The following is a 13,666-nucleotide window of genomic DNA, read 5'->3' as shown; positions in this document are numbered from 1 at the left end:
AATCGGTGGCACACCAGCACCAATGGTCGAGCGGCGAAGCGATCTTTCGTGGAAGGCGAATTGCAGATCATCATCGCGCCAGTGACCTCCATCCGCCAGCCGCCATATGACGAGCATCGTGCACGAGGCGCCTGACGCGCGACTTCACAAAATCACTGCCCTCCCTCAACTGTCGCGGACCATGGAGTACCTGCTGTGTGGTTGCCTAGCCGCCGGCGAGCAGTTCTGCGCTGGCAAACAGTTCGACGTCGGAGAGCCGCGCAACCTCTTCAAGCGCTGCGGAAAGATCCTGAAATCTCACGAATCTCGTCCCAGGATGTTCTTCCGTACGTTTTCCGTACGGGCTTGGGCGGATCGCTCTAAGTCACTGAAAATTTGGCGCACCCGAAGGGATTCGAACCCCTGGCCTCTGCCTTCGGAGGGCAGCGCTCTATCCAGCTGAGCTACGGGTGCCTAGGGGCGGTGCCCTAGCAAAGCCGGAGCGGGTCCGCCAGCCCCGATCTTGCCCTTCCCCGATCTACCCTTGATTATCGGTCGCGCGTTCCAGTTCGCCGACGACGGCATGCTCGGCCGGAAACAGGCGGGCCGTCATCGCCTCCGCCGATTCGGCCTTGCCATAGAGCCAGCCCTGCAACCGCGCGCAGCCGGCGGCGCGGGCCTTTTGCGCCTGAACCTCGGTTTCGACGCCCTCGGCGGTGATCGAGAGACCGAGCGACTTGGCGAGCCCGACGATGGCGGCGACCAGTTCCTCGGCATCCGGATCCTTGTCGAGCGGATCGATGAAGGAACGATCGATCTTCAGCCGGTCGAAGCTGAGCTTGCGCAGATAGCCGATGCTGGCGAACCCCGTGCCGAAATCGTCGAGCGCAATGCGGATGCCGAGGCTCCGCAACTCGTTGATCACCGCGGCGGCGGCATCCGGCCGGCGCAGCAGGAAGCTTTCGGTGATTTCCAGTTCCAGGCGGTCCGCGGGGAAGCCGGTCTGGTCGAGCACCTCGCGGATATCGCCCGCTAGGTTGCGATCCCAGAATTGCGCCGGCGACAGGTTGACCGCGACATCGACCTCCCAGCGGCGTGCGGCCGTGCAGGCAGTGTGCAGCACATGGCGGCCCAGCGGGCTGATCAGCCCGGTCATCTCGGCGAGCGGCACGAAGGTGTCCGGCGGAACGTCGCCATGCGCGGGGTGCGTCCAGCGCGCCAGCGCCTCCACCGCCGTCACCTCGCCGCTGCGCGCATCGATGATCGGCTGGTAGAGCACCGCGATCTCGCCATTCTCCACCGCGGCGCGCAGATTGGCTTCCATCAGCATGCGCAGATGGTGGATCTTGTCCATGTCGGGATGGTAGGCACGCCAGCGATTCTTGCCGTCCGCCTTGGCGGCATACATCGCCACGTCGGCGCGGCGCATCAGCCCGCCCTCCCCTTCGCCGGCGATCCCGTCATGGTCGGGTTCGCCGGTATCGTGGGCCAGGCCGACGCTGACGCCCAGATTGATGCTGTAGGTATCCACCGCGAAGGGCGGCTGCAGCGCCGCGACCACCGCCTCGGCGATCGCCTCCACCTCCGCCTGCGGCGTATCGATGAGCAGCATCGCGAACTCGTCGCCGCCGGCGCGCGCCACGAAGGCCCCCCGCGCGGCGCGCTCGATCCGGCGCGCGGCGTTGCGCAGCAGCATGTCGCCCACGGCATGGCCATAGACGTCGTTGGCGCCCTTGAACCCGTCGAGATCCATGTAGAGCAGCGAGAGCTGGCTGCCGTCCTTGCCCATCTCGTTGATGTGGGTGATGAGCTTGCGCCGGTTGGGCAGCCCGGTCAGCGGATCGTGATTGGCATGGCGCGTCGCGCGCGCCTCGCTGCGCTGGAGCGCGCGGATCGTGCGATTGCCGCGGCTGACGATGAGTTGCGCGACGACCAGTGCGATCAGGCCCACCAGCAGCAGCGCGGGCAGCACCTGCCGCCGCACCTCGCTGCCAGGATGATTCGGCGTCCAGCGCAGCCAGGCGATCGCCTGCCCGTCCCGGTCGAGCAGCGGCGCGGCCGCATCCTCCTCCGCCGGCGGCGTCAGCACGAGCTTGAGGTCGCGCAGATGATATTGCTCGGCCATGCGATCGAAATAGCGCCGGTCGAAACGGTCGGCGATCACCAGCATCGCCGTTGGCCCCGGCGGCAGCGTCACCTTGTTCGTCAGCGGCACGACGGCGCCGACCGAATAGATATAGACGGAGTCGCCCTGCCGCGCGAAGCCCGTGGCGATCGGCTCGCCGTCGGTCGGCATGCCGCGCACTGCCGCCACCGAGCGGCCGAATTGCGGCCCCAGCATCGCCAGCGCGTCCCGCACCCGACCGGGGCCATCATTAACATAGACCGTGCGATCCCGACCATCGAGCACGAAGATGTGGTGATAGCCCTGCGCGCCGCTGAGATAGGCGGTGACATTGTCCGCCATCCATTCGGGCCGCACATCCCGGGAGATGTTGCGGACCGCGTCGTCCCACTTCGCATAGTCGCGCAGGTCACGGCCGATCAGGTCGAGGCTGGTCTGCAGCGCGATCTGCAGTGTCTGTTCCTCGCGCAGCCGCTGCTGGTCGTCCTGCGCCTCGCTGGTGAGGATCAGCAGCGCGAAGATGCATCCGAAACAGGTGACGAGCAGCGCCACTACCGGCGCCACATACTGCGCTGGCAGATTCCGGCGCAATCGCGTCAACGCGTGGACCAGAGACAGCATGCTCCCCTTCTCGCCGGATAGCCTTAACGATGTGTTGCCATCGAAACGGGAAAGCATGATGGACGGGCCCGCCCCGGTCCTTTATCCGCCCGCAGCCGGGTGGCGATTGAAGCAGGAGACGAGACGCGTGTCGATCATGTCGGACAGGTGGATCCGCGAGCAGGCGGTGACGAACGGCATGATCGAGCCGTTCGTCGAAAGCCAGCGGCGGGATGGGTGCATCAGCTTCGGGCTCTCCTCCTACGGCTATGATGCCCGCGTCGCCGACGAGTTCAAGATCTTCACCAATGTCGATTCGGCGACGGTCGATCCCAAGGATTTCGCCGCGAACAGCTTCGTCGACCGCAAGACCGCCGTATGCATCATCCCGCCCAACAGCTTCGCGCTGGCGCGGACGGTGGAATATTTCCGGGTGCCGCGCGACGTGCTGGTGATCTGCCTGGGCAAATCCACCTATGCCCGCTGCGGCATCATCGTGAACGTCACCCCGCTCGAGCCCGGCTGGGAAGGGCATGTGACGTTGGAGTTCTCCAACACCACGCCGCTGCCCGCCAAGATCTACGCCAACGAAGGCGCCTGCCAGTTCCTGTTCCTGCAGGGCAACGAGCCCTGCGAGGTCAGCTATGCCGACCGCGCCGGCAAATATATGGGGCAGAAGGGCGTCACCCTGCCGCGGCTGTGAATGCCATCGGACAGGCTGGGTTCATGCGCCGGGGCGATAGTCCGCGCATGCACCGCCTGCGTTTCGCCCTCGCCCTCGCCGTCGCCCCCCTGTTCCTCGCCCTGCCGGCGCACGCCGAGGAAGACGCGTCGTCGTCGCGGACGATCAACGTCACCGTCTATGGCAACGATGCCTGCCCGCAAGGCGCGCCCGACGAGATCGTCGTCTGCGCGCGCCAGCCGGAAACCGAACGCTATCGCATCCCCAAGAAATTGAGGGGAAAGCGCAAGAAGGATGATGCGGCGGGTGCGAGCTGGGCGTCGCGCGTCGAGGGGCTGGAAGAGGCCTCGCGGCCGATGCGGCCAGGCAGCTGTTCGGCCAGCGGCAGCTTCGGACAGACCGGCTGCGTGCAATCGATGCTGCGGCAATGGTTCGCTGAAAAGCGGCAGAAGAACGCGGAAGAAGACGCGATTCCCTGAGGGACCGGCGCCGCGGGCGTAACCGCGGCGCACCGGCGAAAGCGAAGATCAGCGGACCGCGAACACCGCGCCGCGGTTGAGCCCCATTTTGGCGATGTCGTGCGACCAGCCGGGCCGATCCGAACCAGGCACGCTCATCAGCACATTGTCTGCCTTCAGCGCCTTGCGATACAGCGTCGCGGCCTCGGTGGCGCGGCCGGTTTCGGCATAGACGAAGGCCAGGTTGAGCAGCACCGACGGTTCCGTCGGAAACACCGCCGCCTCACGCTTCAGACGCGCTTCGGCAAGATCGAGATCGCCAGCGCTGATCGCCTTGTAACCATAGGGATCCGCCGCTGCCTGGCGTTCGGCTGTCGTTGCGCAGCCGGCCATCAGCGGCGCTGCGACAAGGATCGAGAACAGGACTTTCTTCATGGGATCAAACCTCTCACATGTCGTTTCGGTGACACTATTGTTACGTCTATATGACGGATATGTGAAGCCGGTTTTTGCATTGAAATTTTACGCCGCAGCCAATGCAGAACATGGTTCAAACTATTGTTTTTCATGTCTAATTTTCCAGATCATGAGCGAATGCACCCATAATGGCCGCACCTGATCGGGTCGCCGATTGTGACAGGGTCTGTCACAAAACCCCGCCGATTCGCGGGCTTGCGCGGCATCGCAAGGGGCGTCAGCCTGCCCGGCAAAGAAGCAGGCAGGGAGGATGCAGATGCGGACGCACGATCTGGTGATTCATGGCGCAAGCGGCTTCACCGGCCGCCTGGTCGCCGAATATCTTGCCGAAACCGCCGATCCCTCGCTGCGCTGGGCGCTGTCGGGCCGCGATCTCGACAAGCTGGCGGTGGTGCGCGATGCGATCGGCGCCTCCGCGACGATGCCGCTGATCCGGGCCGATGCGGACGATCCGGAATCGCTGGCCGCGCTTGCCGGCTCGACGCGGTTGGTGCTCACCACGGTCGGCCCCTACCAGCTCTATGGATCGGGGCTGGTCGCCGCCTGCGCCGCGGCGGGCACCGACTATGTCGACCTGTGCGGCGAGCCGGCCTGGATGCGCGCGATGATCGACGCGCATGGCGCCGCGGCCAAGGCGAGCGGCGCGCGCATCCTATTCTCCTGCGGCTTCGATTCGATCCCGTTCGACCTGGGCGTGCTGATGTTGCAGCAGGCGGCGGAGCGGCGCTTCGGCCAGCCCGCGCAGCGGGTGAAGGGGCGCGTCGCCAGGATGAAGGGCGGCGCCTCGGGCGGCACCCTCGCCAGCATGCGCGCGACGATGGCCGCGGCGGCCAAAAGCCTCGACGTGCTCAGGCTGATGAAGGATCCGTTCGCGCTGACGCCGGGTTTCGCAGGACCGCACCAGCCCAGCGGCATGCTGCCCGAATATGATATGGATGCGGGCGTGTGGGCGGTGCCGTTCGTCATGGCGACGATCAACACCAAGAATGTCCACCGCACCAACGCGCTGCTCGGCCACCCCTGGGGCACCGACTTCGCCTATGACGAGATGCTCTACACGACGCTGGGTGAGGCCGCGAAGGCCACGGCGGAGGCGATCGCCAAGGCCAATCCGTTCGGCGACAGCCAGTTGAAGCCGGGCGAAGGCCCCGGCAAGGCCGAGCGCGAGGCAGGCTTCTACGAGGTGCGTTTCCTCGGCAGGACCGCCGCCGGGGACGGGCTGCGGCTGACGGTGACGGGCGATCGCGACCCGGGCTACGGATCGACCAGCCGCATGATCGCGGAGACCGCGCTCTGCCTGCTCACCGACCGGCCGGACGCGGCTCCGGGGATCGCGACGCCCGGCGCGGCGCTGGGCGCGGTGCTTGCCGAGCGGTTGCAGGCGCGTGCCGGGCTGCGGTTCCTGGAAGAGTGATCAGTTCCAGCTCTCGCGGCGCAGCCAGTCCTGCAATTTTTGCCGGAGGCTGCGCATCGCGAGTTGGACGTAAACGGCGTAGACCGCCACGAAACCGCCCAGCCACCACAGCCAGTTGCTGCCCGGCGCCAGCAGCAGCTTGAGCGCGATCAGCGCCGCGGCCCAGAAGATCAGCAGCACGCGGATGTTGAGTTCGAACTGGATCGATCGCCAGCCGGCGGGAAAGGCCATGACCCGCGCGCCTTCGGGCGTCTCCGCATCGTCCAGCGCCACCGCCGCGTTGCGCCGCCGGCTCACCCGCCCGCTGTCGACATAGGCGAAGGCATCGAAACGGCGGAACTTGTCGAAGCCCTCGCCGCGCTCGAACGCGAATGCGTCCGACGATGTGCGCGTGACGACATAATGGCTGGCGAACCCGGCCAGGATGCGCTCGAAGCGCGCATCGTCGAGCGCCGGCCAGCCCAGTTCCCAGTTCACCACGCCAAGCGTCAGCCGCAGCCAGTCGATCCGCCCTTCCCGCTCCATCGCTCAGCGCCGCCGGCCCTGATGGCGGACATTCGCCGGGCGGCCGCGCTTGCCGACGATGCGCCGGTCCTTGCGCGGACGATCATGGCGCATCGGCATGTGGTTGACGCCCTCGGGCAGTTCGAAGCGCAGCGCGCCGCTGACCGGATTGGCCTCCACCAGGCGCAGCGGCAGCAACTGGCCCCGCGCATAGGTGTCGCCCGATTCCTCGCCTTCCAGCGTCTGGCTCGCCTCGTCGTAGCGGAAGCGTTCGGCGCCCAGCGTCGAGACCGGCACCAGCCCGTCCCCGCCGAAGCCGGCGACGGTGGCGAAGAAGCCGAAGCTTTGGACGCCGGTGATCCGCGTATCGAGCACCTCGCCGATGCGGGTCGCGAGGAAGGCGGCGACATAGCGGTCGATCGTCTCGCGTTCCGCCTCCATCGCGCGGCGCTCGGCCTGGCTGATCGTCTCGCCCAGCCGTACCATCGCGGCGGCATCCTCCTCGGACAGGCGGGTGGCGCGCGCCTCGGGCTCCAGCGCATAGGCACCGACCAGCGCTCGGTGGACGACAAGGTCGGCATAGCGGCGGATCGGGCTGGTGAAGTGGGCATAGCTGCCGAGCGCGAGGCCGAAATGGCCGGCATTGACCGGCGCATAATAGGCCTGTGTCTGGCTGCGCAGCATCTGTTCCATCACCAGCGCGCGGGTCGCCTCGTCATTGGCATCCAGCCGCTTGATCAACTGGTTGAAGGTGGCGGGGCGCACGACCTGCCCCAGCGCGAAGCTGATGTCGAAGGTATCGAGATAGTCCTTGAGCGCGACCAGCTTCTCCCGGCTCGGCGGTTCGTGCACGCGGTACATCACCGGCGCCTTCTTCGCCTCCAGCGCCTTGGCGGCGGCGACGTTGGCGGCGATCATATAGTCTTCGATCAGCCGGTGCGCGTCGAGCCGCTCGCGGATCGCGATGCTCTCGATGCGGCCGGTCTCGTCGAGCACGACACGCCGCTCGGGCAGGTCGAGGTCCAGCGGCTCGCGCTTGTCGCGTGCGGCGGCGAGTGCGCGCCAGCACGCCCATAGGGGTTTCAGCGCCTCCTCGACGAGCGCCCCCGCGCCGGCGTCGATGCGCGCCTGCGCATCCTCATAGGCGATGTTCGCCGCCACGCGGATCACCGCGCGGGTGAAGCGCTGCGCGAGGATCTTGCCGGCGCGGTCGATCACCAGATGGCAGACCATCGCCGCGCGATCCTGCCCTTCCTTGAGCGAGCAGACGTCGGCCGAGAGCCGTTCCGGCAGCATCGGCACGACGCGATCGGGGAAATAGACGCTGTTGCCGCGCTTGCGCGCCTCGCGGTCGAGCTGCGATCCCGGCCGCACATAGAAGCTGACATCGGCGATCGCGACGATCGCGCGCCAGCCGCCCGGATTGGCGGGGTCCTCATCGGCCGTCGCCCAGACCGCATCGTCATGGTCGCGCGCATCGGCGGGATCGATCGCGACGATCGGCAGATGGCGCAGGTCCTCGCGCGCGCCGAGCGCCTGGGTGGCGATGTCGTCCGCCTCCTCCAGCGTCTCTTCCTTGAAGCGGTCGGGAATGCCGAACTTGTGGATCGCGATCAGGCTGAACGCGCGCGGCGCGAAGGGATCGCCCAGCACCTCGGTGACCTTGGCGGTGATCCGCGGCGGCCGGCCGGTCTTCTCGGCGAGCACGAGGTCGCCGGGCCGGGCCGGGCCGACGTCCGAAATCTGGGTATCGCGGCGCTCGCGCTTGTCGACCGCGCGGAGCCACAGCCGCCCTTCCTGCTCCTCGACGACGCCGAGGATCAGTTCCTCGCCGCGCGCGAGCTTCTTCATCGGATGCGCCAGCCAGCCGGCGCCTTTTTCCTCGGTGCGCGCGAGGATGCGATCGCCCACGCCCAGCGCCGATCGCTTGCCGCGCTCGACCACCCGGATCCGCGGCGGCGGCTTGCCGTCCGCCTCCCAGCGCTCGGGTACCGCCACCGGCTGGTCGCCCTCGATGTCGACGATGCGCAGCACCGTCACCTTGGGCACCCCGCCCATCTTGTGGAAGGCGCGGCCGGGAGCGCTGTCGATCAGCCCCTCGTCCGCCATGTCCTTGAGCAGCGCTTTCAGCGCGATCTTGTCATGGCCATGCAGCGCGAAGGCACGCGCGATTTCGCGCTTGCCGGCCGGCTGGTCGGAACGCGTGATGAAGTCGAGGATTTGCTGGCGGCTGGGCAAGCCCGGCGAAGGGGGTTTCGGCATCGCCGGAACATAGGGGGTTGGCCCCGCCCGTCCAACCGATATGCTGAGAAGACCTCATGGACTATGACATCCTCATCATCGGCGGCGGGATCAACGGCGCCGCCATCGCGCGCGAGGCGGCGCTGCTCGATCGGAAGGTGCTGCTGGTGGAGCGCGACGATCTCGCCTCCGCCACCTCCTCCGCCTCGACCAAGCTGATCCATGGCGGGCTGCGCTACCTGGAATATTATGAGTTCGGGCTGGTGCGCGAGGCGCTGAAGGAGCGCGAACGGCTGCTGGCGGCGGCTCCCCACCTGATCCGGCCGATGCGCTTCGCGCTGCCGCATGCGGACAGGCTGCGGCCGTGGTGGCTCGTGCGGCTGGGGCTGATGCTCTACGACCGGCTGGGCGGGCCGACCTCGCTGCCCCGCTCGCGCGGCTGGGGCGAGGCGGATGGCGCGATCCGCGCGCCGCTGAAGGGTCCGGCGGTGCGCGGCTTCCTCTATTCGGACGCCTGGGTCGACGATGCCCGGCTGGTGGTGCTCAACGCCCGCGACGCCGCCGACAATGGCGCGACCATCCTCACCCGCACTGCGCTCACCGGCGCGCGCCGCATCGATGGCGGCTGGCAGGCCACGCTGTCGGACGGCCGGAACGTCACCGCGCGCGCGATCGTCAACGCCGCTGGACCGTGGGTGACGGAGGCGCTGCGGCTGACCGGTGCCAACGCCGCCGCGGGCATCCGGCTGGTCAAGGGCAGCCATATCGTCGTGCCGGCGCAGTATCGCGGCGATCATGCCTATATGCTGCAGCAGCCCGACCGCCGCATCGTCTTCGCCATCCCCTATCTCGACGACAAGCTGCTGATCGGCACCACCGACGTGCCCGTCGAGCGCCCCGAGGATGCGCGTATCGACGCGGGCGAGATCGATTATCTGCTGGGCGCCGCCAACCGCTGGTTCACGCCGCAGCTGGGCCGCGAGGACGTGCTGTGGACCTACAGCGGCGTGCGCGCGCTCTACGACGATGGCGCCAGCGAGGCCCGCGCGGTGACGCGCGACTATGTGCTGGAGCTGGATACCGCCGGTGCGCCGATCCTCTCGGTGTTCGGCGGCAAGATCACCACCGCACGCCGGCTTGCCGAGGATGCGCTGGCGAAGCTCGGCCCCGCGATCGGCATCGACGCGCATCCGGTGAGCCGCGCGCGGGTCCTGCCGGGCGGCTATGTCGCGGCGTTCGGCGATTTTCTGGGAGACATCCGCACGCGCTATCCCTTTCTGGGCGAAGCCCGGGCCGAGCGGATGGCACGCGCCTACGGATCGCTGCTCTACGACATGCTCGGCGACGCCACGGACGCGGCGGCGCTGGGCGAGGATCTCGGCGGCGGGCTCGGCACGCGCGAACTCGACTGGCTGGCGACGCACGAATGGGCGCGAACCGCGGAGGACGTGCTCTGGCGCCGGACCAAGCTGGGTATTGGCGCGCCGGCCGAAACCGCCGGGCGGATCGAACGCTATCTGGCCGAACGGGACGCTATCGCTGCGCAGCCTTGAGCTGGCGCAGCAGCACCACCGGCAGCAGCGCCCCCAGCAGCAGCCCCGGCAGCATCGCCGCACCCTGCACCAGCGCATCGGCGACGTGCGCGACGCCGCCGGCGCCGAACGGCTTGAACATCGCCGCGGAGATCGTGCCGACCGCCGACGAGAACAGGGTCGTACCGAGCCACACGAGAATGACGAACGCGGCGATATGCCAGCCCGCCCCGCGCGTGAGCTGTTGAGACCGCCGCATCAGCGCCAGCGGGTTGCGCCCCTCGCCCACCGCCAGCAGCGGCGTGCACAGCGCCAGCCGGCCGGAGAAATAGAGCGCGGGCAGGATGAACATCAGCGCGCCGCCGATCATCGCCAGCACCACCACCAGCCGCTGCAGCAGGTGCCACGGATAGAGCCGCAGCGCCCGCACCAGCGCCTCGCCCACGGTCGGCCGGTCCGGTGCCGCGAGCAGCACCGTCATCGCCAGTTCGCCGAACGTGATCCACAGCGTGTGGATGATGAATTCGGGCTGATGCTGCCGGTAATAAGCGACCATCATCACGAACGCATCGTCGCCGGCGGCGGGCTGCGGCATGGGCGGCAGGAAGGCATAGAGCAGCGCCGTGGGCAGCAGCATGAAGAAACCGCCGATCGCGAGCAGCAGCGTCCGCTCGCGCCGGAAGGTTTCCATCATGTCCTTCCACAACGCGTCATAGGCAGGCGGACGGTCGTGCGGATTGGAGGATGTCGGGGGTATCAGGCAGACCGCTCCCATGCACCGGGCCGGCGATCGAGCGCCTCGTGCAGCTTGGCAATGAAGATGAGCGCCGTCATCGAGATCAGCGCGGAGGCAATGGCGGTGAACGCCGGCGCCAGCAGCCAGGCGAGGCCCGGCACCAGCAGGCGAAAGACAAGGCCCAGCGCGGAGCCCATGGCGAGCGAGGCCACGCCCGAGACGAGCAGGTACAGCAGCAATGTGCCGAAGATCCGCCAGAAGCAGCCGCGCGTGGAAACGACGGAGGCGCGGATCGCCGCGACGGGCCCCATCCCCACCGCGACCAGCGGCGTGATCAGGATGAGCCGCGCCCAGACGCACAGCGCCACGATCAGGAAAACGAGCATGTAGACGCCGATCCAGGGTGGCACCACCGGCGGCTGCGCCTGCAGGTCGGCCGCCCCCATCACGATCGCGCCGACCAGCGGCAGCGCGCCGAGCGTGCCGGCGAGCGCGATCAGCAGCGTCGCCCCGATCATCGCGCCCAGCCGCGGCAAGGCGGCGACGAACGCGCCGCGCGCGGTGGCGGTGCGGTCCAGCGCCAGCATGGTGATGCCGATCTGGCCGAGGATCGACCACAGCGCGCCGACGAGCAGCAGGACGACCCCCGCCACCCGCATCGCGGGCGCGGCGGTGGGCAGTGCAGACTGGAGGATCGCCGAGAGCGCATCATTGACGCCGATGGTGGCGAACGCCAGCAACGCCGCCGGTCGCCAATGATCGGCGAGATGACGGGTGGTGCGATCCCACACCGCGCTGATCGAGAGAGTCGCTGAAGCCATGAGCGCGGCCCTCTTGCAGCAAGCCGCCTTGCCCCACAACCGGCGATTGGCATGGGGCTTGCTCTGCCCCGGTGCCGGTCACTCGCCCTGCCGGTCACTCGCCCCTGCCGGTCACTTGCATCCGTGCGGAGCAGGGGCCAAGTGCACGGCATGGATCAGACAGACGATCTCGATGGCGTCGAATGGCAGCAGACGCCGGGGCTCACCGACTATCCGTTTGCGCATGACGAGATGGAAGCGCGCGCGCAGGCGATCCGCGAGGGCAAGGCGGCGGAACGCGTCTGGCTGCTGCAGCATCCGCCGCTCTACACCGCCGGCACCAGCGCCGATCCCGCCGAACTGATCGACCGGCGTTTCCCGGTGTTCAGCACCGGACGCGGCGGTCGCTATACCTATCACGGCCCGGGGCAGCGCGTCGGCTATGTCCAGCTCGATCTGCAGCGCCGCGGTCGTGACGTGCGCTGCTTCGTCCACGGTCTGGAAGCCTGGGTGATCGGCGCGCTCGACCGGCTTGGCGTGAAGGCCTGGGCGGTCGACGGACGCGTCGGCATCTGGACCGAAGATGGTGGGCAGGAGGCCAAGATCGGTGCGATCGGCGTGCGCGTGAAGCGCTGGGTTACGCTGCACGGCTTCTCGGTAAACATCGATCCGGACCTGGCGCATTTCGGGGGCATCGTGCCCTGCGGATTGCCCGATTTCCCGGTGACGAGCCTTGCCCGCCTGGGACACGCCGATGCTGCGGAGGCCTTCGATGCGGCCCTGCGGGCGGCCGCCCCGGCCTTCCTTGCGGGGCTTGTGCGGCAGACCACCCTTGAGGGGCATGCTCTTTGCGGGTAATGTCCACCTCGATTTGGGTATTAGGCGGAAGCTGCCAAATCGACAATCTAGGGAGTCATATATGCGCCACCTCGTTTCCAAGCTGATGACCGCTTCGATGGTTGCCGGTGCGGCCCTGCTCGTTTCCGCCTGCGGCGGCGAGACGCCCGCGACCGACACCAACACCAGCACCGAGCTGAACGAAACCGATCCGATGATGGACGGCACCGCCAACGACACGATGACCGATGGCGACGCGATGATGAACGACAGCGGCAACATGATGGACAGCAACATGATGGAAGGCAACGCGATGTAAGATCGCGCGTTCGCCTCATCAGCGAATGTAGGGGCCGTCCGGGTGATCCGGGCGGCCCTTTTGATTCAGCGGCACGCGCCCGGACTGCGGACCCCGCGCAACACTTCCGAAAAGTTAACAAGGTGTTGAGCAAATAGGTTGAGCCGTGGCCAAAACCGGCTAATATCTCCACTTCACGGGAGAGAGTTTTGGGAAGCGTGTTGGGAAACTCGTGGCAGGGAGCCGCCAGGGCGGCAGCGGGCGCGATCGGTGTCGCGTGCGCATTGGGGGCAGCGACGCCGGCTTCGGCGCAGTTCTTTTACAAGACGACACCGTTCGAAACCGGCGCTGTCACCGGCAGCGAGCCCGGCCTCGGCCTGCCTCTGCCCGGTGCGACGCCGGCCGAATATCGCGCGGCGCTGGTCTGGAACATGCGCGCCGCGCTGAACGTCGCGGCGCTGCAGTGCCAGTTCGCGCCGCAACTCGGCACGCTCGCCAATTATAACGCGATCCTGCAGCACCACCGCGGCGAGCTGAAAAACTCGTACGACGTGCTCGCGGGCTATTTCAAGCGCACGAACAAGACCGCGAAGGCCGGGCAGGACGCGCTCGATATCTACGGCACCAAGACCTACAGCGCGTTTTCGACCGTCGGCGCGCAGCTCGGTTTCTGCCAGGCCGCGGGCGATGTCAGCAGCGCAGCGCTGTTCACGCGGCAGGGCAAGTTCTACGAACTGGCGCAAAACCGCATGCGGCAGTTGCGCAGCAGCCTGATCTCGCGGCGCGAGTTGAAATTCCACTATTATGTCGTGGAATATTATCGCCCCAATCTGCCGAACCTGAATTCGGCCTGCTGGGACAAGACCAACAGCTATGATTTCAAGCGCTGCCCGTGGGTAGGCTATACCCGCGTCGCGCGCTGATCTGGGCTGACCCGCCTTTTCCCTCCCCGGCGCGCAGCGTCGGGGAGGGAAATCGCTGGC

At 67.6% G+C, this 13,666-nt stretch carries 13 protein-coding genes and 1 tRNA gene; 7 read left to right on the top strand and 7 right to left on the bottom strand.

Going from position 1 to position 13,666, the window contains the following annotated elements; genetic code table 11:
* Positions 1–376: 376 nt before the first annotated feature.
* Together NX02_RS05620 and NX02_RS05615 are read right to left on the bottom strand one after the other, a co-directional pair.
* Positions 377–453: transfer RNA gene (locus tag NX02_RS05620), tRNA-Arg, on the bottom strand.
* A 64-nt stretch (positions 454–517) separates the two neighbouring features.
* A complete protein-coding gene (locus tag NX02_RS05615; protein WP_025291218.1) occupies positions 518–2,725 on the bottom strand; it encodes a putative bifunctional diguanylate cyclase/phosphodiesterase in 2,208 nt (735 codons plus the stop codon).
* 127 nt (positions 2,726–2,852) lie between these two features.
* On the opposite strand from NX02_RS05615, the gene dcd reads away from it, so the two are divergent.
* Together dcd and NX02_RS05605 are read left to right on the top strand one after the other, a co-directional pair.
* Positions 2,853–3,407: a dCTP deaminase gene (dcd, locus tag NX02_RS05610; RefSeq protein WP_025291217.1), complete on the top strand. Its 555-nt coding sequence runs from the start codon at positions 2,853–2,855 to the stop codon at positions 3,405–3,407.
* A gap of 23 nt (positions 3,408–3,430) precedes the next feature.
* On the top strand, positions 3,431–3,865 hold the full coding sequence (locus tag NX02_RS05605) for a hypothetical protein (RefSeq protein ID WP_039996424.1): 435 nt from the start codon (positions 3,431–3,433) through the stop codon (positions 3,863–3,865).
* A 48-nt stretch (positions 3,866–3,913) separates the two neighbouring features.
* Here the strand turns inward: NX02_RS05605 and NX02_RS05600 are convergent, their stop codons facing one another.
* On the bottom strand, positions 3,914–4,279 hold the full coding sequence (locus tag NX02_RS05600) for a tetratricopeptide repeat protein (RefSeq protein WP_025291215.1): 366 nt from the start codon (positions 4,277–4,279) through the stop codon (positions 3,914–3,916).
* 298 nt (positions 4,280–4,577) lie between these two features.
* Between NX02_RS05600 and NX02_RS05595 the strand changes: the two genes are divergently transcribed.
* Entirely contained in the window at positions 4,578–5,735 is a 1,158-nt protein-coding gene (locus tag NX02_RS05595; RefSeq protein WP_025291214.1) for a saccharopine dehydrogenase family protein, read from the top strand.
* On the opposite strand, the gene NX02_RS05590 is transcribed toward NX02_RS05595, so the two are convergent.
* Together NX02_RS05590 and rnr are read right to left on the bottom strand one after the other, a co-directional pair.
* A complete protein-coding gene (locus NX02_RS05590) occupies positions 5,736–6,260 on the bottom strand; it encodes a hypothetical protein (protein WP_025291213.1) in 525 nt (174 codons plus the stop codon).
* 3 nt (positions 6,261–6,263) lie between these two features.
* Positions 6,264–8,501 carry a ribonuclease R gene (gene rnr / locus NX02_RS05585; protein ID WP_025291212.1) on the bottom strand — a complete coding sequence of 746 codons (2,238 nt, stop codon included), beginning with the start codon at positions 8,499–8,501 and terminating at the stop codon, positions 6,264–6,266.
* 56 nt (positions 8,502–8,557) lie between these two features.
* Here rnr and glpD point away from each other — a divergent pair, with 56 nt between their 5' ends.
* Positions 8,558–10,033, top strand: a complete 1,476-nt coding sequence (gene glpD, locus NX02_RS05580) for a glycerol-3-phosphate dehydrogenase (protein WP_025291211.1) — start codon at positions 8,558–8,560, stop codon at positions 10,031–10,033.
* Here the strand turns inward: glpD and NX02_RS05575 are convergent.
* Entirely contained in the window at positions 10,014–10,706 is a 693-nt protein-coding gene (locus NX02_RS05575) for a hypothetical protein (protein WP_025291210.1), read from the bottom strand. The two genes, glpD and NX02_RS05575, sit on opposite strands and share 20 nt — an antisense overlap.
* Before the next feature lie 62 nt (positions 10,707–10,768).
* On the bottom strand, positions 10,769–11,569 hold the full coding sequence (locus NX02_RS05570) for a hypothetical protein (RefSeq protein WP_158013928.1): 801 nt from the start codon (positions 11,567–11,569) through the stop codon (positions 10,769–10,771).
* A 150-nt stretch (positions 11,570–11,719) separates the two neighbouring features.
* On the opposite strand from NX02_RS05570, the gene lipB reads away from it, so the two are divergent.
* From lipB to NX02_RS05555, 3 genes are all read left to right on the top strand, one after another.
* The gene (lipB, locus tag NX02_RS05565; RefSeq protein WP_025291208.1) at positions 11,720–12,406 is read left to right on the top strand and encodes a lipoyl(octanoyl) transferase LipB; all 687 of its coding nucleotides are present in this window, start codon (positions 11,720–11,722) and stop codon (positions 12,404–12,406) included.
* Positions 12,407–12,467: 61 nt separating this feature from the next.
* Complete coding sequence (locus NX02_RS05560; RefSeq protein WP_025291207.1) at positions 12,468–12,704, top strand: hypothetical protein; 237 nt, start codon at positions 12,468–12,470, stop codon at positions 12,702–12,704.
* 197 nt (positions 12,705–12,901) lie between these two features.
* Complete coding sequence (locus tag NX02_RS05555; RefSeq protein WP_245648768.1) at positions 12,902–13,606, top strand: hypothetical protein; 705 nt, start codon at positions 12,902–12,904, stop codon at positions 13,604–13,606.
* Positions 13,607–13,666: the final 60 nt, after the last annotated feature.

Source organism: Sphingomonas sanxanigenens DSM 19645 = NX02, assembly GCF_000512205.2.
Classification (GTDB): domain Bacteria; phylum Pseudomonadota; class Alphaproteobacteria; order Sphingomonadales; family Sphingomonadaceae; genus Sphingomonas_D; species Sphingomonas_D sanxanigenens.
Note: the sequence above shows the minus strand (reverse complement) of the source record. Positions and strands in the feature narration are given on the sequence as shown.